General features: G+C 63.5%; 19 protein-coding genes and 1 pseudogene. 8 read left to right on the top strand and 12 right to left on the bottom strand.

The features are described 5' to 3' along the window. Positions 1-605: pseudogene (locus ACIQ09_RS05600) on the bottom strand (phosphoenolpyruvate carboxykinase); the annotation flags it as partial. Between the two features lie 284 nt (positions 606-889). Here ACIQ09_RS05600 and ACIQ09_RS05605 point away from each other — a divergent pair. The 3 genes from ACIQ09_RS05605 to pbpG all read left to right on the top strand — a co-directional run bounded on the left by ACIQ09_RS05605 (position 890) and on the right by pbpG (position 5,701). Beyond that, positions 890-3,157, top strand: coding sequence for an NADP-dependent malic enzyme (locus ACIQ09_RS05605; protein WP_398307059.1), 2,268 nt, complete (start codon positions 890-892; stop codon positions 3,155-3,157). A gap of 69 nt (positions 3,158-3,226) precedes the next feature. Then, a complete protein-coding gene (locus tag ACIQ09_RS05610) occupies positions 3,227-4,366 on the top strand; it encodes a patatin-like phospholipase family protein (RefSeq protein ID WP_398307061.1) in 1,140 nt (379 codons plus the stop codon). A gap of 264 nt (positions 4,367-4,630) precedes the next feature. After that, positions 4,631-5,701 (top strand): D-alanyl-D-alanine endopeptidase, encoded by a 1,071-nt coding sequence (pbpG, locus tag ACIQ09_RS05615; protein ID WP_398307063.1) that lies wholly within the window; start codon positions 4,631-4,633, stop codon positions 5,699-5,701. Positions 5,702-5,768: 67 nt separating this feature from the next. Here pbpG and ACIQ09_RS05620 read toward each other — a convergent pair whose 3' ends face one another. The 7 genes from ACIQ09_RS05620 to pmbA form a co-directional block, all read right to left on the bottom strand. Continuing rightward, positions 5,769-6,500 (bottom strand): IclR family transcriptional regulator, encoded by a 732-nt coding sequence (locus ACIQ09_RS05620; RefSeq protein ID WP_398307151.1) that lies wholly within the window; start codon positions 6,498-6,500, stop codon positions 5,769-5,771. Positions 6,501-6,653: 153 nt separating this feature from the next. Next, on the bottom strand, positions 6,654-7,595 hold the full coding sequence (locus ACIQ09_RS05625) for a nucleoside recognition domain-containing protein (RefSeq protein ID WP_398307065.1): 942 nt from the start codon (positions 7,593-7,595) through the stop codon (positions 6,654-6,656). Between the two features lie 106 nt (positions 7,596-7,701). Further along, complete coding sequence (locus ACIQ09_RS05630) at positions 7,702-8,421, bottom strand: LrgB family protein (protein ID WP_398307067.1); 720 nt, start codon at positions 8,419-8,421, stop codon at positions 7,702-7,704. An 11-nt stretch (positions 8,422-8,432) separates the two neighbouring features. Then, on the bottom strand, positions 8,433-8,786 hold the full coding sequence (locus tag ACIQ09_RS05635) for a CidA/LrgA family protein (RefSeq protein WP_398307069.1): 354 nt from the start codon (positions 8,784-8,786) through the stop codon (positions 8,433-8,435). A gap of 161 nt (positions 8,787-8,947) precedes the next feature. Beyond that, on the bottom strand, positions 8,948-10,051 hold the full coding sequence (locus ACIQ09_RS05640; RefSeq protein WP_398307071.1) for a TRAP transporter substrate-binding protein: 1,104 nt from the start codon (positions 10,049-10,051) through the stop codon (positions 8,948-8,950). A 179-nt stretch (positions 10,052-10,230) separates the two neighbouring features. Next, entirely contained in the window at positions 10,231-11,328 is a 1,098-nt protein-coding gene (locus tag ACIQ09_RS05645; RefSeq protein WP_398307073.1) for a TRAP transporter substrate-binding protein, read from the bottom strand. A 61-nt stretch (positions 11,329-11,389) separates the two neighbouring features. After that, the gene (gene pmbA, locus ACIQ09_RS05650) at positions 11,390-12,730 is read right to left on the bottom strand and encodes a metalloprotease PmbA (protein WP_398307075.1); all 1,341 of its coding nucleotides are present in this window, start codon (positions 12,728-12,730) and stop codon (positions 11,390-11,392) included. Between the two features lie 68 nt (positions 12,731-12,798). On the opposite strand from pmbA, the gene yjgA reads away from it, so the two are divergent. Both yjgA and mog read left to right on the top strand, forming a co-directional pair. After that, the gene (gene yjgA, locus ACIQ09_RS05655) at positions 12,799-13,359 is read left to right on the top strand and encodes a ribosome biogenesis factor YjgA (protein WP_398307077.1); all 561 of its coding nucleotides are present in this window, start codon (positions 12,799-12,801) and stop codon (positions 13,357-13,359) included. Further along, positions 13,356-13,943, top strand: coding sequence for a molybdopterin adenylyltransferase (gene mog / locus ACIQ09_RS05660; RefSeq protein WP_398307079.1), 588 nt, complete (start codon positions 13,356-13,358; stop codon positions 13,941-13,943). The genes yjgA and mog overlap by 4 nt, the downstream gene beginning before the upstream one ends. Before the next feature lie 11 nt (positions 13,944-13,954). Here the strand turns inward: mog and ACIQ09_RS05665 are convergent, their stop codons facing one another. From ACIQ09_RS05665 to msrP, 4 genes are all read right to left on the bottom strand, one after another. Beyond that, positions 13,955-15,655 carry a hypothetical protein gene (locus tag ACIQ09_RS05665; protein ID WP_398307081.1) on the bottom strand — a complete coding sequence of 567 codons (1,701 nt, stop codon included), beginning with the start codon at positions 15,653-15,655 and terminating at the stop codon, positions 13,955-13,957. A 16-nt stretch (positions 15,656-15,671) separates the two neighbouring features. Then, entirely contained in the window at positions 15,672-17,141 is a 1,470-nt protein-coding gene (locus ACIQ09_RS05670; protein ID WP_398307083.1) for an oligosaccharide flippase family protein, read from the bottom strand. Between the two features lie 277 nt (positions 17,142-17,418). Continuing rightward, positions 17,419-18,093: a sulfite oxidase heme-binding subunit YedZ gene (locus ACIQ09_RS05675; RefSeq protein ID WP_398307085.1), complete on the bottom strand. Its 675-nt coding sequence runs from the start codon at positions 18,091-18,093 to the stop codon at positions 17,419-17,421. 23 nt (positions 18,094-18,116) lie between these two features. Then, the gene (gene msrP / locus ACIQ09_RS05680; protein WP_398307087.1) at positions 18,117-19,046 is read right to left on the bottom strand and encodes a protein-methionine-sulfoxide reductase catalytic subunit MsrP; all 930 of its coding nucleotides are present in this window, start codon (positions 19,044-19,046) and stop codon (positions 18,117-18,119) included. 276 nt (positions 19,047-19,322) lie between these two features. Between msrP and surE the strand changes: the two genes are divergently transcribed. Genes surE through ACIQ09_RS05695 form a run of 3 tightly spaced genes read left to right on the top strand, consistent with a single transcriptional unit; the run spans position 19,323 to position 21,726 of the window. Further along, positions 19,323-20,066: a 5'/3'-nucleotidase SurE gene (surE, locus tag ACIQ09_RS05685; protein ID WP_398307089.1), complete on the top strand. Its 744-nt coding sequence runs from the start codon at positions 19,323-19,325 to the stop codon at positions 20,064-20,066. Continuing rightward, positions 20,063-20,722: a protein-L-isoaspartate(D-aspartate) O-methyltransferase gene (locus ACIQ09_RS05690; RefSeq protein ID WP_398307091.1), complete on the top strand. Its 660-nt coding sequence runs from the start codon at positions 20,063-20,065 to the stop codon at positions 20,720-20,722. Before surE ends, ACIQ09_RS05690 begins: the two co-directional genes overlap by 4 nt. Positions 20,723-20,736: 14 nt before the next feature. Further along, positions 20,737-21,726, top strand: a complete 990-nt coding sequence (locus tag ACIQ09_RS05695; protein WP_398307093.1) for a peptidoglycan DD-metalloendopeptidase family protein — start codon at positions 20,737-20,739, stop codon at positions 21,724-21,726. Positions 21,727-21,783: the final 57 nt, after the last annotated feature.

Raw genomic sequence — 21,783 nt, forward strand, 5'->3', positions numbered from 1 at the left:
TTGCAGGGCCAGGCGGAGTCCTTCTCGCCATGGCCGAGGGGGGCGCCCACGGTGTGCACGCAGGGCACGAACTCGCCATCGGTGCCGAGCACGTCATACACGGCCTTGCCCATGCGGGTCATGGTGCGCATGTTGGTGACCACGTAGGGGCTGTCGGAGATCTCCACGCCGATGTGGGCGATGGGAGAGCCGAGCGGACCCATGGAGAAGGGGATCACGTACAGGGTGCGACCGTGCATGCAGCCCTTGAACAGTTCGTTCAGGGTCTTGCGCATCTTGGCCGGGTCTTCCCAGTTGTTGGTGGGGCCGGCGTCGTCCTTGTTGGCGGAGCAGATGTAGGTGCGGTCTTCTACACGCGCCACATCGGAGGGGTCGGAACAGGCGAGGTAGGAGTTCTTGCGCTTTTCCGGGTTCAGCTTGATCAGCATCCCGGCTTCGACCATTTCAGCGCACAGGCGGTCGTATTCTTCTTGCGAGCCGTCACACCAGACAACTTGCTCGGGTTCGCACAGGGCAGCGATCTCGCCAACCCACTGCTTCAGTTTCTGGTTCTTGACGTATGCGGGCGCGGCGGCAATGGCGGCTTCGGCAATGCTTTGAGACATCTGACGATTCTCCAGGACGTTACGGATGCGTTGTTTCGTGTTGCCGGCTTGGGAGTCCTGCCGGCTGGGCAATCGCGTCTTTGGGCCACCAGGGCGCGGCGCGTATTATTGGAGTCAATCGGGGCAAACCCCGAATGAGCTAGCCTGCAATTATGCCACGCATCGAACCTTCCAGTCACCTTGACGTCAAGGCCCAATGATGTGGATGTCACGAATTGTCGTAAATGCCGTTTGGCCGGATGATGGTCAAACACACTACACACTTAACGGAGAGGGACAACGCAATGGATGAGCAGATTCGCCAGGCCGCACTCGAGTATCACCGCCTGCCCAAGCCCGGGAAAATCTCGATCGCGCCGACCAAGGCGCTGACCAACCAGCAGGATCTTTCGCTGGCTTACTCGCCCGGTGTGGCCGCTGCCTGTGATGCGATCGTCGAGGATCCGGCCGAGGCGGCCAGCCTCACCTCACGGAGCAACCTGATCGGTGTCGTCACCAACGGTACCGCCGTGCTCGGGTTGGGCAACATCGGCCCCTTGGCGGCCAAGCCGGTCATGGAAGGCAAGGCGGTGCTGTTCAAGAAGTTTGCCGGCATCGACGTGTTCGACCTGGAGATCGACGAGCCGGATGCGGACAAGCTGATCGACATGATCGCCGCCCTGGAGCCGACCTTTGGCGGCATCAACCTCGAAGACATCAAGGCGCCGGAGTGCTTCTACATCGAGAGCAAGCTGCGCGAGCGGATGAAGATTCCGGTCTTTCACGACGACCAGCACGGCACGGCCATTGTCGTCGGCGCAGCCATCCTCAACGGCCTGCACCTGCTCGGCAAGGATCTGCACAAGGTCAAGCTGGTGACCTCCGGTGCCGGCGCGGCCGCCCTGGCCTGCCTTGACCTGCTGGTGATGCTCGGCGTGCCGGTCGAGAACATCTGGGTCACTGACATCGAAGGCGTGGTGTATGAAGGCCGTACCACCCTGATGGATCCGATCAAGGCCCGTTATGCCAAGGTCACCGACGCGCGCAAGCTCTCCGAGGTGATCGAGGGTGCCGACGTATTCCTCGGCCTCTCCGCCGGTGGCGTGATGAAGCCCGAGATGGTGGCCAAGATGGCGTCGCGGCCCCTCATCATGGCCCTGGCCAACCCGACTCCCGAGATCCTGCCCGAAGAGGTCAAGAAGGTGCGCGATGACGCGCTGATGGCCACCGGCCGTTCGGATTATCCGAACCAGGTGAACAACGTGCTGTGCTTCCCCTTCATCTTCCGGGGTGCCCTGGACGTGGGGGCTACCACCATCACCGACCAGATGAAGCTCGCCGCGGTGAAGGCTATTGCCGAGCTGGCCCGCGCCGAGGCTTCCGACATCGTCGCCGCGGCTTACGGCGAGATGGTCTCGGGCTTTGGCCCGGAGTACATCATCCCCAAGCCCTTCGATCCGCGCCTGATCGTCAAGATCGCCCCGGAAGTGGCCCGCGCGGCCATGGAGTCCGGTGTGGCGACGCGGCCGATCACCGATTTCGAAGCCTACCGCCAGCAGCTCAACAACTTCGTGTGGCAGTCCGGCCTGGTCATGAAGCCGGTCTTCCAGGCCGCCAAGCGGGCACCCAAGCGCATCATCTTCTCCGAAGGCGAGGCCGAGCGCGTGCTGCGTGCCGTGCAGACGGTGGTGGATGAGGGCCTGTGCCGCCCCATCCTGATCGGCCGTCCAGACGTGGTGGCTGCCAACGTCGAGCGCTTCGGCCTGCGCCTGCGCCCGGAGCTCGACTACGAGATGGTCAATCCGGATTCCGATCCGCGCTATGACCAGCTGTGGAGCCACTACCACTCCCTGATGGAGCGCAAGGGCGTGTCGGTGGACTACGCCAAGCGCGAAGTCCGTCGTCGCGCCACGCTGCTGGGCGCGCTGCTGCTGAAGTTCGGTTACGGTGACGGCATGATCTGCGGCACCTATGGCATGCACGGCCTGCACCTCAAGTTCATCGAGACCGTGCTGGGCCGCCAGAAGGGGGTGCGCAACTTCTACACCATGAACCTGCTGTCCCTGCCGGGCCGCACGGTGTTCCTGTGCGACACCTATGTGAATTACGACCCGACACCCGAGCAGGTGGTGGAGATGACCCGTCTGGCTGCCGACGAGGTGCGCCGTTTCGGCATTCAGCCGCGCATTGCCCTGCTGTCCCACTCCAGTTTCGGCACTGACAGTTCGCCGACAGCCGAGAAGATGCGCAAGGCCCTGGTGATGCTCCACTCGGAACACCAGGATCTGGACGTTGAAGGCGAGATGCACGGCGACGCGGCCCTGGATGCGGACATCCGCAAGCAGATCTTCCCCAATGCCAAGATGAAGGAAGATGCCAACCTGCTGATCTTCCCGACCCTGGATGCCGCCAACATTGCCTTCAACCTGCTCAAGACGGCTGCCGGTGAAGGCATGACCATCGGGCCCATCCTGCTCGGTTCGGCAAAGCCGGTGCATATCCTCACGGCTACGGCCACGGTGCGCCGGATCATCAACATGACGGCGCTGACGGTGGTCGAAGCCGGTCGCTGATCGTCAGGCCCTCAGCCCTTCGCACCCTGCTGCCGTTAAACTCCGTGAGATACATCACGGAGGGGCAGCATGGGTGAGGGGAGAGCGGCGCTGGTTCTGACAGGGGGGGGCGCGCGGGCTGCCTATCAGGTCGGCGTTCTGATCGCCATCCGGGATGTCTGGGGCAAGCGCCCCGGCAATCCGTTCCCCATCCTGTGTGGAACATCGGCGGGCGCCGTCAATGCGGTGGCGCTGGCGGTGTTTTCCGCCAATTTCGATGAGGCCGTGCGCAAGCTGGCCTATATCTGGCGCAACTTTCGGGTTGAGCACGTCTATCGGGCCGATACCCTGGCCATTGCCGAGTCGGTGGTGCGTTGGGGCTCGGCCGTCTTTCTGGGCTGGCTGATCCACCAGTCACCCCGCTCCCTGTTCGACAACTCGCCCTTGCGCGCCCTGCTGGAGGCTCAGCTCGACTTTGGTGCCATCGACAGGGCCATTGCCGCAGGGCACTTGCAGGCCATTTCGGTGACGGCGTCGGGATACACCTCTGGCGAGAGTCTGGCCTTCTTTCAGGGCAGTGAAGACCTGCAGCCCTGGCGGCGCGCCCAGCGCATCGGGGTGCGCACCCAGCTCAAGGTCGAGCATCTGCTGGCATCCAGTGCCATTCCCTTTGTGTTCCCGGCAGTGCGGATCAATCGCGAATATTTTGGCGATGGCTCCATGCGCCAGCTTGCGCCCATCAGCCCGGCGATCCACCTGGGGGCCGACCGCATCCTGGTGATCGCCGGGGGGCGCCGCTCGGAAGAGGCGCGCCAGCGAACCGATGCCTATCCCTCACCGGCCCAGGTGGCGGGCCATGCCCTGTCGAGCATCTTTCTCGATGGCCTGGCGATGGACCTGGAGCGGCTCGAGCGGATCAACGCCACCCTGAACGCATTTACGCCCGAGCAGCGGCTCGCCAGCGGCATTCCGCTGAAGCCGATCGAGACGCTGGTGATTGCGCCATCCCAACGCCTCGACTATCTTGCGACGCGGCATCGTGCGGCTTTACCGCGCGCTTTGCGACTGGTTCTGCGTGGAGTTGGTGCAACGCGCAAGAACGGGTCGGTGCTGCTCTCCTACCTGCTGTTTGAACGGGCTTACACCCGGTCGCTGATGGAACTGGGGTATCGGGATGCCATGAGTCGTCGCGCCGAACTGGCCCGCTTTCTACGTGTCGATAGCGCTTGAGCATGCGACGTGTGGGTGCGGCTTAGCGTCGTGCATGTAAAAATCAAAAAAAATCATTCACAAAAAGCTTCAGATATTTAAAATAACCCATTATTTTGAATGGAAGTCTGCCGTTAAGAACAGGCGGGCTTTGGATACATCAGGGATGTTCGGCTTCCGCTCGATCCGGAATCGAGGCGATGCAGCCGGTGCAGCACCGTTCCCCCTAACAGATTTGCAATTCCGGAAGCCCCGGCTTCCGGCTCACGATCCAGTTTGAAGACCATGAAAATCCGTAATACCGTACTGGCCGTATTGAGCGTTTTTGCCCTGGTGTCCGTGGCTGCAGGCAGTGCTCATGCTGCTGCGCAGCGTAGTTCCGCCAAGAAGGCCCCTGTTGCCAAGGTTGCCACCAAGAAGGTGTCTGTGGCCAAGGCGTCGCCGGCAAAGGCTGGCAAGCTTGCCAAGTCCAGGAGCAATGGCCGGCTGGCTGCCGTCAAGGGGCATCACCATGCTGCTGCGATCGTCATGTCCCGCGCCTTGCCGGCCGTGACTGCCGAGGTGGATCACGACGGCAATCCGCTGCTCCATTCCGCCGCCTTCATGATTGCCGATCAGGCTACTGGCAACGTGATCCTCGAAAAGAACTCCGATGCAGTGCTGCCCATCGCATCCATCACCAAGCTGATGACGGCCATGGTGGTGCTCGACGCCCGGCTGGGCCTTGGGGATCTGATCACCATTGCCCATGAAGATGTGGATACCCTGCGCGGCAGCAGTTCACACGTGCCGGTCGGTACCGAGTTGTCCCGTGAGGACATGCTGCGTCTGGCCCTGATGTCGTCCGAGAACCGGGCCTCCGCTGCTCTGGCCCGGACCTACCCGGGCGGCACCCACGCCTTCATCACCGCCATGAACCGCAAAGCTGCGTCGCTGGGGCTGCGCGATACCCGCTTCTCCGACAGTACCGGCCTCAACTCGGCCAATGTGTCGAGCGCCCGCGACCTGGTCAAGATGGTCTCTGCCGCGTCCCGTTACCCCCTGATCCGCGAGTTCTCCACCACCGCCAACTACGTGGTGTACCTCAATGGCCGCCCGCGCCAGTTCAACAATACCAATGCGCTGGTCAGCAGTCCTGACTGGCAGATCGGTGTGTCGAAGACCGGCTTTATCAACGAGTCCGGCAAATGTCTGGTGATGCAGGCCTGGCTGCTCAACAAGCCGATGATCATCGTGCTGCTCGACTCCTTCGGGCGTTTCACCCGTGTGGCGGATGCCCAGCGGGTCAAGCGCTGGCTCGAAAGTGCAGCGGCCCAGCAGAAGCTGGCTGCACAAGTCCGCGGCCCGGCGACCTGAGCTTTCCGCTTGCTGCATGAAAAACGGGCGCCAGCAGCGCCCGTTTTTCATGGATCCGGTGATGCGCTTAACGCCCTATCGGAGGCAGATAGCCGAGGGCGTTGGAGATTTCGTCGGCGGTCTGCCGGATGAGTGGAGCCCAGTCGGGATCAAAGCGTTCCGACGGGGTGGACAGGGACAAGCCTGCCACCAGCTCGCCGCTGTCGTCACGGATGCCCGCGGCGATGCAACGTACGCCATTTTCCACTTCGTCCAGGTCGTAAGCCACACCGTGACGGCGCACCTTGTCGAGTTCCTTTTCAAGGGCTGACAAAGTGGTGATCGACGTGGGCGTGGTGCCAGGCAAACTGGTGCGACGGGCGTATTCCTTGACCTTCTGGGGGCCGTCCTCAACCAGGAAGAGCTTGCCGGTGGCGGTGGTGTGCAGGGGCGCCCGGGCGCCGACGATGTGGACCACCCGCACCGAGGAGCGTCCGCTGGAGGTGCGCTCCACGTAGACGATCTCGTCGCCCGCACGGATACCGAGATTCACGCTTTCGCCTGTGGCGGCGTGCAGCTTGAGCATTGCTGCCATGGCGGTTTCTCGCAGGGAGATCCGCGATTTGACCAGGCTGCCGAGTTCAAGGAGACGGATGCCAAGGCGATAGACCCCCGCATCGCTGCGTTCGACGAAGCCGCTGCTGGTCATGGCACCGAGGATGCGGTGGGCCGTGGACGGGTGCAGCCCGGTTTCCGCCGCGAGCTGCTTGAGCGGAACTGGGTCGGGGTGCCGGGCCAGGACGTCGAGCAGCGTCATCATGCGCTCGATGACCTGGATCGGATTCTTTGCGGGCTCTTGCGTGGACAACGGATTTTCTGCCAGTGAATCAGGGATGGCGGATGTTAGCGCAGGTCGGTTCATTTCGCCTAGTGAAATGCCGTGCTGCGGCAAACGGGCGGCGAGGGAGAGAACTCAGCCTGTCAGACCGTGGCCCACCATGCGCATCACGATGCCTACGCCGGCGCCCAGGGCGGCAGGTTTCCAGACGTCGGCGACCCGCCGGCCAGCGGAAATCAGTACCGCCACCCCGGGAATGTCGAGGGGATGGATCAACATACCTGCGGCCACGCCGTTGAGGGTGGCGGCGCTGGCGGTGCCTGCGCGGATCATCTCGTCCATGACGCCCATCATCGCAGTGCCGCCAGCCAGATACTTGGTCAGGGTGGGCAGGATCAGGCCAGGGTCGGCGCCGATGCTCAACAGTAGGGGTGAGAGCAGCGCGGTCAGGGCATCCAGGGCACCCAGGCGGCGCAGGGCCAGCACCACGGTGAGGGACAGGACCAGCATGGGGATGGCGCCAACGGCGATTTTGAAGGCTTCGGCCCCGGCCCGGTTTATCACGTCGAGCACGCCCTTGGCGCTTTCGGCCACCGGGTGATGAAGGGTTTCGTCCACCGGGCGTTCGGCCGCCGAGAGCTTGCGTCCGAAGCCGTAGTAGGTGGCCGCCGCCGCTGCCAGCCCGCCGACCAGCGACCAGCCGAGGACAACACCGAAATGCAGGCCCATGGCCGCCATGGGCATGGAGACATTGGCCTGGGCCATCGCCATCACCATCGCCAGGGTGGCCGCCAGGTGCCGGCTGGATGCGCCACGCTGGTCCATCATGGCCAGGGTGGCCACGGGAGCGGCGAAACTTACGAAGTTGATCTGCAGGGCGGCAAACACGCCGAGGCCGGTAAGGCCCAGCGGGCGCAGGCCGGGTGCCAGCCGGGCGACCACCCAGTCGAGCACGCCTCTGGCTTCGAGCAGGCGCATCAGGGACAGCATCACCACCATGACCGGCAGCAGGACGAAGAAGGACAACTCGACCGCGGAGCGGCCCGCGCGCAGGATGACGTCGATCAGCAGATCCATGGTTGCAGTGCAGCAGAAGGCAGACGGCCCCGATTATCGGGGCCGCGGAGGGTAGCTACAAGCTGAGGCGAACCCTGGTTAACCTTGCGTCAATCATGACCCGGGATTATTTGAGGGCCGCAGCCAGCAAGGGCAGCAGCCAGGGCAGGGTGAGGGCGGTGAACAGGCCGTTGAGGCCCATGGCCAGGGCGGCAAAGGCGCCGGTCTGCTCGCCGAGTTGAAAGGCCCGGGCCGTACCGATGCCGTGGGAGGCCAGGCCCAGGGCGAAACCGACGCTGGCCTCGTCCTTCACGCCAACGCGCTTGAGAAGACCGTCGGCAAAGATCGCTCCGAAGATGCCGGTGAGGATGACGAACACGGCCGTCAGGGAAGCCAGGCCGCCCAGGCGCTCGGCAATGCCCATGGCGATGGGGGTGGTGACTGACTTGGGGGCGAGCGATGCCACGGTGGGGGCGCTGGCGCCGAGCAGGGCGCCGATGGCGTAGGCCGACAGACCGGCGGTCAGGGAGCCGATCACCAGGGCGATCACGAGGGGGCCGGCCATGCCCAGCAGCCGTTTGAGCTGGCCGTGAAGGGGAATGGCGAGGGCCACCGTGGTGGGGCCGAGGAGGAAGTGCACGAACTGGGCGCCATCGAAGTAGCGCTGGTAAGGCGTGCCGGTGAGCAGCAGCAGTGTGACGAGGACGCTGACCGAGATCAGTACCGGATTGACGGCCGGATGCCCGCCTGCCCGGCGATGCAGGGCTATGGCCAGCAGATAGACGGCGAGGGTCAGGGTGAGCCACAGGAGCGGCTGGGCCGAGAGATAGACCCAGATCTCGGTCATGGCCCCGCCATTCATTGTGGGCTCCCGGAGCGATGACGGGTCAGGACGTGCAGGGTCAGGCCGGTGGCGAGCAGGCCCAGCAGGGTGCTTGCAACCAGAGCCACCGCGATGGGCCAGGCCTCGTCGGACAGGCGCCCGGCGTGGAGCATCACCCCGGTGCCGGCCGGCACGAACATCAGGGACAGGTTCTGCAGCAGGGTGCCCGAGGTGCTGCGCAGGGCGTCGTCGGGGCCGCCCTGCAGTACTAGCCAGGCGAGCAGCAGCGCCATGCCGATGACAGGGCCAGGGACGGGCAGGTGGAGGGCGACACGCAGGGCTTCACCGGCGAGCTGGAAGGCGAGCAGGAGGGCGATGGCTTTGATCATGGCGGGGCTTTCCGTGGCGCAGGAAGCCGTCATCGTCGCAAAAATTGCTCAGCTTGTCCTGATGTGCAAAAGGGGCGGAGGGATGGGCAAACTCACGCCGGATGTCCACGAAAAAGGGGCCGTGCGCTGCGCGGCCCCTTTTTACAGGCTGATGAAGCAGCTTACTTCTTGGCCTTGGCGCTGGCGCTGCGGGCGGCCTGCATGAAGTTGTCGTAGCGGTTTTCGGCTACGGAGAACCACTGCAGTTGCTCGTCGCGGAATTTCTTCCAGGCTTCGTAGATCTTCTTGAACTTCGGGTTGGTGGCGGCGGTTTCCTCGTAGAGATCGTTGGCGGCCTTGTAGGCGGCAGCCATGATCTCGTTGGGGAAGGGACGCAGCTGGGTGCCGGAACCGACGAGTTGCTTCAGGGCGGTCGGGTTCTTGGCGTCGTAGCGGGCCTGCATTTCAGCGTGTGCGTACAGGCAGGCGTCTTCCAGAATGGTCTGGTATTCCTTGGGCAGGGATGCCCACTGCTTGCTGTTCACGTAGAGGGAGATCTGCGGGCCGCCTTCCCAGAAGCCCGGGTAGTAGTAGTACTTGGCCACCTTGTTGAAGCCCAGCTTCAGATCGTCGTAGGGGCCGATCCATTCGGCGGCATCGATAGTGCCTTTTTCGAGGGCCGGGTAGATATCGCCGCCCGGAATCTGCTGGGGCACCACGCCGAGTTTGGCCAGCACCTGGCCGGCAAAGCCACCGCAGCGGAACTTGAGGCCCTTGAGGTCTTCGACGGACTTGATTTCCTTGCGGAACCAGCCGCCCATCTGGGCGCCGGTATTGCCACAGGGGATGTTGTGGATGTTGTAGTCCTTGAAGAACTCGCGGAACAGCTCAAGGCCGCCACCTTCCATCATCCACGCCGTTTGCTGACGGCTGTTGAGGCCGAAAGGTACTGCGGTGTCGAAGGCGAACGTAGGGTCCTTGCCAATGAAGTAGTAGGAGCAGGTGTGGCCGACTTCAACCGTGCCATCCTTGACCGCATCCATCACGCCCGGGCCCGGGACGATCTCACCGGCCGCGAAAACCTGGATCTGGAACTTGCCGCCGGTGGCTGCAGCCACCCGTTTGGCCATCACATCGGCGCCGCCGTAGATGGTGTCGAGGGATTTCGGGAAGCTGGAAGCCAGGCGCCACTTGATGGTGGGCAGCTCGGCGGCCAGGGCGGGGGCTGCCACTGCACCGGCGGCTACGCCGACACCGGCCTTCTTGATGAATGAACGTCGTTCCACTTTGTCTCCTCTGGGAATCGCTACGAAAGGTGAACTGATTATTCATGAGCCTCCAGGCCCCGCACAGTCAGGAAAACCCTATGCTGCCTTGCGCAAATGCAAGATCGGTCCAGGGCCCCTGGGCAGACGTGCCGAGGGCGGCCTGAGCCGCCCCCCCGCAGGCCTTGAGGTTGCAGGACTTACTTGCGGCCCTTGCCCGTACGGGCGGCCTGCATGAAGTTGTCGAAGCGGTTCTCGGCTACGGCAAACCACTGCAGCTGTTCGTCGCGGAATTTCTTCCAGGGCTCGTAGATCTTCTTGAACTTCGGGTTCTTGGCGGCGGTTTCCTCGTAGAGCTCCGTGGCGATCTTGTAGCCGGCAGCCATCATCTCGTGGGGGAAGGGACGCAGCTGGGTACCGGAGCCGATCAACTGCTTCAGGGCCGTGGGGTTCTTGGCATCGTAGGCAGCCTGCATCTCGGCGTGGGCATAGGCGCAGGCATCTTCCAGGATGGTCTGGTATTCCTTGGGCAGGGAGGCCCAGTGCTTGGCGTTCACGTAGATCGACAGTTGCGGGCCGCCCTCCCACCAGCCCGGGTAGTAGTAGTACTTGGCCACCCGGTTGAAACCCAGCTTCTGGTCGTCATAGGGGCCGATCCACTCGGTGGCGTCGATGGTGCCCTTCTCGAGGGCCGGATAGATGTCGGCCGGGGGGATCTGCTGGGGCACCACGCCCATACGGGCCAGCACCTGGCCAGCAAAGCCGCCGACGCGGAACTTGAGGCCCTTGAGGTCGTCGAGACTCTTGATCTCCTTGCGGAACCAGCCGCCCATCTGGGTGCCGGTGTTGCCACAGGGGATGTTGACGATGTTGTAGTCCTTGAAGAACTCGCGCATCAGCTCCATGCCGCCGCCGTCGAACATCCAGGCGGTTTGCTGGCGGCTGTTCAGACCGAAGGGCAGGGCGGTGTCGAAGGCCAGGGCCGGGTCCTTGCCGATGTACCAGTAGGAGGCTGCGTGACCCATCTCGACGGTGCCGTCCTTGACCGCATCCAGGACGCCGGGGGTGGGTACGATCTCGCCGGCGGCGAACAGGCCGATCTGGAACTTGCCGCCGGTGGCGGCGGCAACGCGGCGGGCGACCGTTTCGGTGGCGCCGTAGATGGCGTCCAGGGTCTTCGGAAAGCCCGAGGCCAGACGCCACTTGATGGTGGGCAGATCGGCCGCGAGAGCCGGTGCGGCCACGGCGCCGGCAGCAACGCCGGCCGTGGCCTGTTTCAGGAAGCTACGCCGTTCCATGTTGTTTCCTCTTCTTTCTCTTTCTGGACGGAGGGTGATGCCAAAATCAGTGCGGGCCGGATCAGGCGCCGGCCACGGTCATGCGATCAACCAGGATGGAGCCACAGTGCTTGGAGCCGCGCACCAGCACGTCGGAGCCGATCTCCTGGATGCCCATCAGCATGTCCTTGAGGTTGCCGGCGATGGTGATCTCGTGCACCGGATACTGGATCTGGCCGTTCTCGACCCAGAAGCCAGCGGCGCCGCGGGAGTAGTCGCCGGTGACGTAATTGACGCCGTGGCCGAGCAGTTCGGTGACCAGCAGGCCGCGGTCCATCTGCTTGATGAGGCCGTCCAGGTCGTACTGGCCCGGCTTGACCAGCAGGTTGTGGCTGCCCCCGGCATTGCCGGTGGTCTGCATGCCCAGTTTGCGGGCCGAGTAGGTGCTCAGGAAGTAGCCCTGCAGCACGCCGTCGATGATGACTTCCCGGTCGTGGGTGGCCACACCATCGTCGTCGAAGGGGCTGCTGGCAAAGGCTTTGGCCAGATGCGGCCGCTCGCAGATCTGGATGTGCGGGCGGAAGACCGCCTTGCCCAGGCTGTCAAGCAGGAAGGTGGACTTGCGATACAGGGCGCCGCCGCTGACTGCATGCACGAAGGCGCCGATCAGGCCCGCCGCGAGGGGGGCTTCGAAGAGCACCGGCACCTCGCAGGTGGGGATCTGGCGGGCACCCAGGCGGGCGAGGGCACGGCCGGCGGCGAAGGTGCCGATCTCGTCGGCATCGGCCAGGTCGGCGGGGTCGCGCTTGGTGGTGTACCAGTCGTCGCGCTGCATGTCATCGCCTTCGCCGGCAATCACTGAGCACGACAGGTAGTGCCGGGAACTGGCGTAGCCGCCCATGAAACCCAGGCTGTTGGCCGAGATGAAGTGGGCTTCCTGCATGGAAACACTGGCACCGTCGGAGTTGCGGATCTCGGGGCTGACGGCGAAGGCGGCGCGTTCGCTGCGGCGGGCCAGTTCGATGGCCTCCTCCGTAGACAGCTTCCACGGGTGGTACAGATCGAAGTCGGGGAAACTCCTGGCCAGCAGGGCTTCTTCAGGCAGGCCGGCGGCGGGGTCGGGGGCGGTGAAGCGGGCGATCGAGACGGCCGCATCGACGGTGGCCTTGAGGGCGTCCTTCGAGAAGTCGGAGGTGCTGGCGTAGCCGCGCTTCTGGCCGTCATAGATGGTGACGCCGACGCCCTTGTCGCGGTTGTACTCGATGGTGTCCACCTCGTCGCGGCGGACGCTGACGGACTGGCCGAAGCCTTCGGAGACATCCACCTCGCAGGCCGTTGCGCCGCGCTTGCGGGCGAACTTGAGAATGTCCTCGGCGATGGTCTTGAGATTGTCCTGACTGAAGCTGAAACGGTTGTCGGCCATGGCTTTGCGAATGGGGGCTGGGGCTAAAGGCTATAATCTTACCCTTACAGAGCACTTCCCGCCCCCAGATGGCCAAGCACAAATACCACGAAGACGAAGAAGACACCGGCCCCAGCAAGTCCGCGCTCAAGCGCGAGAGCACGGCGCTGCAGGATCTCGGCCGCGAGTTGGCCGAACTCGGCAAGGAACGCCTTGCCAGGGTGCCCATCGATGAGGACCTGCGTGACGCGGTCAAGGATTACCAGCGCTTCACCTCCCACGAGGCTCGCCGGCGTCAGCTGCAGTTCATCGGCAAGCTGATGCGCAACGTGGATCCGGAGCCCATCCGCGCCGCCCTGGATGCGTTCAAGGGCGTGTCGGCCACCGAAACTGCCAAGATGCACCGCCTGGAAAACCTGCGCACCAAGCTGCTCGAGGATGAAAAAGCCCTCCACGGCATCGCCGAGACCTATCCCGGCGCCGACCTGCAGCAACTGAGGGTGCTGCGTCGCAACGCCATCAAGGAGAAGGAGCAGAACCGCCCGCCGCGCGCGTTCCGCGAACTTTTCCGGGTGCTGCGCGAACTCGAGGAGGGCGGCTCGGAGACCGAGTCCGATTCCTTCGACGAGGATCTCGGAGACGAGGAATGAGTGACGTGCTGAAGATCGGCCTGGTTTCCATCAGCGACCGGGCATCCACCGGCGTCTATGAAGACAAGGGCATCCCGGCCCTGGAGGCCTGGTTCGGCAAGGCCCTGAGCTCGCCCTGGCAGATGGAGACCCGCCTGATTCCCGACGAGCAGGCCGCCATCGAGGCCACGCTGATCGAGCTTTGCGACGTGGCGGGCTGCAACCTGGTGCTCACCACCGGCGGCACCGGCCCGGCACCGCGGGATGTGACGCCGGAGGCCACCCTGGCCGTGGCCCACAAGGTGATGCCCGGCTTCGGCGAGCAGATGCGCCAGATCAGTCTGGCCTTCGTGCCCACGGCAATCCTCTCCCGTCAGGTGGGGGTGATCCGCGGTCAGTCCCTGATCCTCAACCTCCCCGGCCAGCCCAAGGCCATTGCCGAGACCCTCGAGGGCCTGAAGGATGCAGAAGGCGCTCAGAAGGTGCCCGGCATCTTTGCCGCCGTGCCCTACTGCATCGACCTGATCGGCGGGCCTTACATCGAGACCCACGACGCGGTGGTCAAGGCCTTTCGGCCCAAGTCGGCGATCCGGCCTAAGGCCTGATGCTGCGTACCCTAGCGCTTGTCCTTGAAGTGCTCTGACACTTCCAGGACATAACGCATGTCGCGAGCCCCAAAATAAGTTATCAGCGAGGCAAGGAGCAGATTGAGGCTGCTCACTTGCTCGGGGGTCTTACCGCTGACAAGGGTTCTCAGTGCTGTGCCTGCTGCTTTTTTCTGGGCGCTCCGAATGCTGGATCTGTCGGCCCATTCATCCCATTGATAGCGCCCGGACGTGTCGTCCGGGAAGGGGCACGGTTCGTGACCCGGATAGGCTTGCCAGGGAATGTCGTGGTTGGCAGGAAAGTGGCGGCTGAAAAGCTTGTTGTAGAGGCGGTGCAGCAGAAGGTGTGTGGTCGGGATGTTCAGGATCTGCTGTACGAAGCGGTCGTCGAAGAACGGCAGTATCAGGTCGAAACTGCGTTGCTCCAGTGAGGCGAAGTGTTTGTCCAGGTGACGTCGCTGATCGTTAAAGAGCAGAAAGGCAAACGCCTGCTTTTCGACCGGGAGATGGGCATAGCGTTTGAGCTCATCGACGACGCCTTGCAGGGGTAGTTTGCCCAGGTGGCGCCATCCGTTCTTCAGGGCGCGCTCACTGATGCGCCAGTTATTGTGCTCTATCAATGCCTGGGCAAGGCTCTCAGTGCTTCGGGGCCCGGTGCTGCCGGTCTTCTCCGTCAGATAGACATAGCCCAGACCGACGCTGCCGCCGTCGCCGGACCACCAAAGCTTGTTGTCCACGCCGGGGTGCTCGGCCTGGATCCGGGCGACCCCTTGGTCGAGGGAAAGCAGGAGCGACTCGCTGGACGCGGGCAATGCGTAGTGGTTTGTCTGGAAAAAGCTCGCGGCACGGTTCCCCAACTTGGCGTCGAGTGTGTCGGCGGGCGCGACATTGAGGGTGATGGGGGCGGCTGCGGAGGTGCTGCACAAGGCATTGACTATGAGCCGAGAGTCCATGCCCCCGGAAAGGAATGCAAAGTGCGCGGCTTTGCCGGTTGCCTTGAGGCGATCATTCACAGCACAGAGAAAGACCTTGTTCGCGCGGTCGGCTGCCTCGTCGAGACTGATGTCCTGGTCGATGTCCGAGCCCCAGCGATGGTATTGCTGCCGGGTGTAGTTCCCGGGGCGGCATTCGACGATCTCTGCTTCGAAGAGTCGTTTGCACAGTTCAAGGCGTGTCCGGTCGGCAAGTGGAAAGCCGAACGCGAGGGTTTCCGTGATGCCGGTCTGATCAATCGCGGAGTGGGGCTCGACTATTTCCATCAACAGCGTCGGTGTGCTGCTGAAGAGCACCGTATCGCCTACTCTGGCGACGAAAACACCGCGAATGCCAATCTTGTCGGTGAACAATTGCAGTGCGCCAGTTGCCTTGTTGTAGTTCAGGCCGCAATAGCTGCCATGGGCGTTCAGCAGGCAGTCGTAAGCCTGATGGCTCAGGGTGTCGCGGAAAGTGGCAAGGGCTTGGCTGCGAGCTTGGGGTTCCGCGCAACCTTCGATAAGGAGTGGATCACCCAGCAGAACGGTGATGGCATCGCTGCCGATGGCCATCGAGGGTCCGGGCCAGCGGTCCTGTTCGCATCCAAACAGGACAAGGTGCGCATCCTGGTACGAGGCCGGACCCGCTGCGTGGACGAGACTGGCAATGAAGCCGTTGGGGTCCGCTGCCGAATTGCCATCAAGGTGGTAGAGGCCAATGAACTGAAGTGGGAGTGACATGGCGTAGTCCTGAGCTTTAGCGAGTGCTGCCTTGAAAATGGCCGAGTACCTTCGCAAGGGGGGGGACGAGGCGGATGAGTTCTTCGCGAACGGGGTGTCCTGACAGTCTGAGGGTTACCACGTACCCACCTGCCGCCAGGGTGGATGACACGGCCAGATGTACGAGTGGGGAGGGCTGCCAGGCACCTGTCCGGATGATGGCTTCCAGTGCGACGGATCCCATGATGGTTCCAGGTATCAACTTGTAGCTGGGCAGAACGGAAGAAAGGAGCTTCTTGTGCGTCAGGCCATAGTGACCCTGCAGGGCGTAGCCGAAAGTCACGAAATGAATGCAGGACGCGATGGGTAGAAGATAGACCACCGTGTCGAGGTCGAGCCAGATGGAAAGCAGCAGTATGCCCAGGACGGCGCCCTGACTGATGGCCTCGCAGCGAAGAACCGTGCCTGCATGCCCCGCCGCAACGAGGGCGTTGGCAGCAAACTCAGTCGGGGCCCGGAAGACTTGGTACAGGCAAAGGAATAGCGCCAACGCACCGGCCTCCTTCCACTGAGGGCCGAAGAAGAACAGGATCATCGGATTGGCCAGAACCGCCAGGGCACTCAGCAAGGGAACCGTGATGCCCGTAATGAGGCGCATCGAGTCGTAGTACATGTTTGCCGGGCTCTGTCCGTCACGAATGCCTTGGGCGAATGCGGGCAAGAAGACATGCCTGACAATCTCGTTGACCTTGCCCAGCAACATGTTGTTGAGGCTTGCGGCTCGGCTGTAGGTAGCGACGGCAGCAAAGCCGAGCGTCTTGCCGAGAATCAGATCCGGACCGCTGGTGCCCAGTTCGCCGACCAGTGCACCGGCACTCGACTTGCTGCCGAAGGACAGGACCTTGACCAAGCCTTTGCGCGTGGGCATGAGCAAGGCGATGTCGGGTCGCATCGCAGACAGTAGTATGACGTTTGTGATATTTCCGGCGATAGAGCCCCACGCCATGCTCATGTAGCTTTCTCCCGCCATCGCGGTGCCGATGGTGACGCTAACCTGTACGACCGAGCTGGCGATGCCGACAATGGCCAGCCGGTCGAAGCGCATTTCGCGCTTGAGCATCGACAGAATGGGGGAGCCAAACGGCAGGATGATGAAGTTGACGGTCAGGGCGGCGAATACGCTTGCCAGCCCGTCGTGGCGGTAAAACTCGGCGAGCGGGGTGCGGAGGGTGAAGAGCCCGAGTGCGATGCTCCACGAGATCATGAGCATCACCGTAAAGCCGGTCCTCAGATGCTCTCTGGAGAGTTCCTTGAGCTGGACGAAATACTGCCCCACCCCGAATTCCCGCAGGATGTGGGTGTATGCGATGACAGAAACGGCCACCGAAAAGATGCCAATTTCTTCGGGGCTCAGCAGACGTGATACGACGATCACGCTGATGAAGGAGAGTACGAAGCTGACAATGGTTGCCAGCGTTGTCAGTCGTATGGCTTGGCGAACGCTCATGAAGTCTCGGATTGGGCCAACCAGGACAGATCATTGAAATGACCTGTCCGACCGCTGGGTTGCGCCGGAGAGATGGCTCCGTGAGCCAGATCCTTATCGGCTGATTCGGCTGTTGAGGGTGTCGGGAGAAACGTAAATTCGATAACCCGGATCAGCGCAGATTATCACCTGATATCACCCCCGGGTTTGTGACGTTTACCCAATTCTGCAGACAAGCAGAAGGCTTTTTGCGAGCTTTTGCATACGGCAATGGGGGTGTTTCCAGCCACCGACCCATTCACTGTGACTGGAAGATCTTGATCACCTTGCCCTGGAATTTCGGCTGTTGCGGCAGGTAGCCGCCGGCCAGCTGCTTGCGCCGTTCCAGCTCCCGCCACCAGGCGCGCAGGCCGAGCAGGGCGACGGCGATCACCGTGTAGATCAGCGGCCAGGTGACGTCCTTCTTCACCAGCCACCAGAAGTGCACGCAGCCGAGGAGCACGATCGGATAGATCGCCCGGTGCAGGGCCTGCCAACGGCGGCCGCCAAGCTGGCGGATGGCGAAGTTGCTCGAGGTGGCGGCGAGGGGCAACATCAACACCAGCGCGGCGAACCCGACGGTGATGAAGGGGCGTTTGAGGATGTCCCTGGCAATGGCCTCCCAGTCGAAAAACTGATCCAGCCACAGGTAGGTGGCCAGGTGGGCCGTGGCATAGGCAAAGGCGAACAGCCCGAGCATGCGACGCAGGCGCAGGATCCAGTGCCAGCCAGTGAGCTTGCGCAGGGGCGTCACCATCAGCGTGATGAGCAGGAAGCGCAGGGTCCATTCGCCGGTGCTGCGGGTCAGGGCTTCGATGGGGTTGGCGCCGAGACTGTCGGTTTCCAGCCCGCGCCAGAGCAGGAAGGCTGGCGTCAGGCAGAGCAGGAAGAGGGCCGCCTTGATGGCGGAGAGGCTGGTCTTGCCGGGTGTCATGATGGGTTTCGACTTCAATCGGGTCAGAAGTTGCGGCGCAGATCCAAGCCGGTGTAGAGAGAGGCAACCTGGTCGGCGTAGCCATTGAACATCAGGGTCTTGCGCTTGGAGAACTCGCCGATGCGTCTCTCGGTAGCCTGGCTCCAGCGGGGGTGATCCACCTCGGGGTTCACGTTGGAGTAGAAGCCGTATTCCGATGGACCCGCCTTCATCCAGGCGGTGACTGGCTGTTTCTCGGTGAGGCGGATGGCGACGATGGATTTACCGCTCTTGAAACCGTACTTCCAGGGCACGACCAGCCGCAACGGTGCGCCATTCTGGATGGGCAGCACCTCCCCGTAAAGGCCGACGGCCAGCAGGGTGAGGGGATGGCGGGCCTCGTCCAGGCGCAGGGCCTCGTTGTAAGGCCAGTCCAGTACGCCGCGGGTCATGGTGGCCTTGTCGTAGTGGGAGATGAACTCCACGAAGCGTGCGCTGCCCTGGGGGTCAACCAGCTTGAGGAGGCTGGCCAGGGGAATGCCGACCCACGGGATGACCATTGACCAGCCTTCCACGCAGCGCATGCGATAGATGCGCTCCTCCAGTGGCGCCAGCTTGAGGATCTCGTCAATCCCGAAGGTGCGCGGTTTGTTCACCAGGCCTTCGATGCGTACGGTCCATGGGGTGGGCTTTAGCCGGTGGGTGTTGTTCGCCGGGTCGTCCTTGTCGGTCCCCAGTTCATAAAAGTTGTTATAGGTCGTGACGGCCTTGTAGGTGGTCTGGCTCTCGGAGGTGCTCAGGGGGCTTTTCACGATCGGGCCGATGGGCGACGTGGCGGCTCGGGCCAGACCGCTGGGCAGTGCTCCGGCAAGGGCCAGGCTGCCAGCCAGGCCCATGAAGCGGCGCCGGTCCCGGTACAGGCCGGGAGCGGTGATCTCGGAGGGCAGAATGTCGTCGGGGCGGCGGATCAGCATGATGGGCGTACCGGAAAGGATCTGTCAGGTAGACGGCGCCGGGCGTCAAAGATTACAGGTGCCGTCAACAAACTTTCCGTGCTGACCGCGGCGGCGGCCCTTGGTTCGCGGGACTGTGCGGTGGCGAGCGCCTAGCGGGTGCGAAGCCGACTCTGCTAAACTCGACGCCCATTCGGGGGTTTGGCCAGCGCCGCACATAGTTCGGGCCCCAGCCGGTCCGGCCAGCCGATCCCGCGAGTCCGATTCCAACGCCAGAAAGCCTGATCCCGGTCCCCCATGCGTATTCTGCTGAGCAATGACGACGGTTATTTTGCCCCCGGCCTGCAAGCCCTCGCGGCCGCGCTCTCCGAGATTGGAAAAGTGACTGTCGTGGCGCCCGAGCGGGACCGCAGCGGCGCCAGCAATTCCCTCACCCTGGATCGACCCCTGTCCCTGCGCAAGGCGGCGAGCGGCTTTCATTACGTGAATGGCACCCCCACCGACTGCGTGCATCTGGCAGTCACCGGCATGCTCGACGAGTTGCCGGACATGGTGGTGTCGGGCATCAACCATGGCGCCAACATGGGGGATGACACGATCTACTCCGGCACCGTGGCGGCGGCCACCGAAGGTTTTCTGCTCGGGGTCCCGGCCATCGCCATCTCGCTGGTGGCCAAGGGTGCGTCCGATTTCTCCGGCGCGGCGCGCATCGCCCGGGAGCTCGTCGAGCGCTTCCAGCGCGATCCGGTCAAGGTGCCGACCCTGCTCAACGTGAATGTGCCGGATCTGCCCTTTGATCAGATCAAGGGCATCCAGGTGACGCGCCTGGGCAAGCGTCACAAGGCCGAACCGACGATCAAGTCCGTCACGCCGCGCAACGAGACCGTGTATTGGGTCGGTGCCGCGGGGGCGGCCCAGGACGCTGGCGAGGGCACTGATTTCCATGCCGTCGCCAATGGCTATGCGTCCATCACGCCCCTGCAGATCGACTTGACCCATCAGGGCCAGATCGCCACCGTCCGGGACTGGCTGGGCAAATGAGCAGCGAGGTATTGCGGGCCGCCTTGCAGACCGCCCAGCGTGCCCGAACGCGCATGATCGAGCGCCTGCGCGAGCAGGGTGTTCGTGACGAGCGTGTGCTGGCGGCGATGATGGCGGTGCCGCGCCACCTCTTTGTCGAAGAGGCACTGGCGTCCCGTGCCTATGAGGACACGGCCCTGCCACTGGGCCTGCAGCAGACCATCTCGCAACCCTTCGTGGTGGCGCGGATGATCGAGATCCTGCGGGCCGGCCGCGAGCTCGGCAAAACCCTGGAGGTGGGTACCGGCTGCGGCTATCAGGCCGCCGTGCTGTCCCACGTGGCCACCGAAGTCTATTCCGTCGAACGGCTACGGCCGCTCCTCGACCGGGCGCGCAACAATCTGCGTCACCTGCGTCTGCCCAATGTGCGCCTGAAACATGCCGATGGCAGCCTGGGCCTCCGCGAGGCGGCACCCTACGACACGATCATCGTTGCGGCGGCGGCGCCCAAGGTGCCCCAGGCCCTGGTGGACCAGCTCTCCGAAGGCGGGCGCCTGATCCTGCCGGTGGGTGCTGCCGAGCAGGTTCTGGTGCTGATTGAACGCAGCGCGCGCGGAATCCGAGAAACACGCCTCAGTGCAGTGCGCTTTGTACCGCTGCTGCCCGGCACCGAATGAAGTTCCCAGAAAGCATGAAGTTGTCGCGTCTTACCCTGTGTTCCCTCGCGCTTGCCCTTGGCGTGACCGGCTGTGCCACCAAGTCACCGGCACCGGTGGCCGAGCGGGCGCGTCCGCCTGTCGCCGCTGCCGAGAAGACCGATGTTCCGGTGGCCCCGCCCCGGGTGGCGCGTCCCGGCTACTACATCGTCAAGCCGGGTGACACCCTTATCCGCATCGCCCTCGACCACGGCCAGAATTACCGGGATATTGCGGCCTGGAGCGGGCTGGAGAACCCCAACTTGATTGAAGTCGGGCAGGAGTTGCGGATCCGTCCGCCTGAGTCTGGTGCTGTCACCCGGCCGGTCACGTCGTCCACCGTGGAAGTCCGCCCGGCAGCGACGCCGACCACCCCGCCCGCGGCTGTTCCGGCTGACGGTGTGCGGCGCGAGCCCAAGGGGGGCAAGTTGCCCTATTCGGAGCAGGTGTGGGCCCAGGCCCAGAAGCCGGAGGCGCCGGTGGTCTTGGCCAAGGTGGACCCCAAACCGGAGTCCAAGGTGGAGGCCAAACCCGAAGCGAAGCCTGAGGTAAAGCCCGAAGCCAAGCCGGAAGTGAAGCCGGAGTCCCGGCCCGAAGACGGCAAGGGCGCCAGCAACGGTTCCATCGAGTGGGCCTGGCCCACTGCCGGCAAGGTGATCGCCGGCTTCAACGAAACCTCGAGCAAGGGTGTGGATCTGGCCGGCAAGCCGGGCGACCCGGTACTCGCTGCGGCAGGCGGGCGCGTCGTTTATGCCGGCACGGGGCTGCGTGGTTATGGCAAACTCGTGATCGTCAAGCATGACAACAGCTATCTGAGTGCCTACGCCCACAACCAGAGCCTGCTGGTCAAGGAAGGGCAGGCGGTGAGCAAGGGCCAGAAAATTGCCGAGCTGGGCGACAGCGACAGTGACCGTCCCAAGCTGCATTTCGAGATCCGCCGGCAGGGCAAGCCGGTCGATCCGGGCAAGTACCTCCCCCCGCGTTGAGTCACGCCAGGTTTTCCAGGGTGAGCGGGGGGGATGATTGGACAATCGATGCCAGCC

The sequence above is a fragment of the Zoogloea sp. genome, from assembly GCF_044344315.1.
Classification (GTDB): Bacteria; Pseudomonadota; Gammaproteobacteria; order Burkholderiales; family Rhodocyclaceae; genus Zoogloea.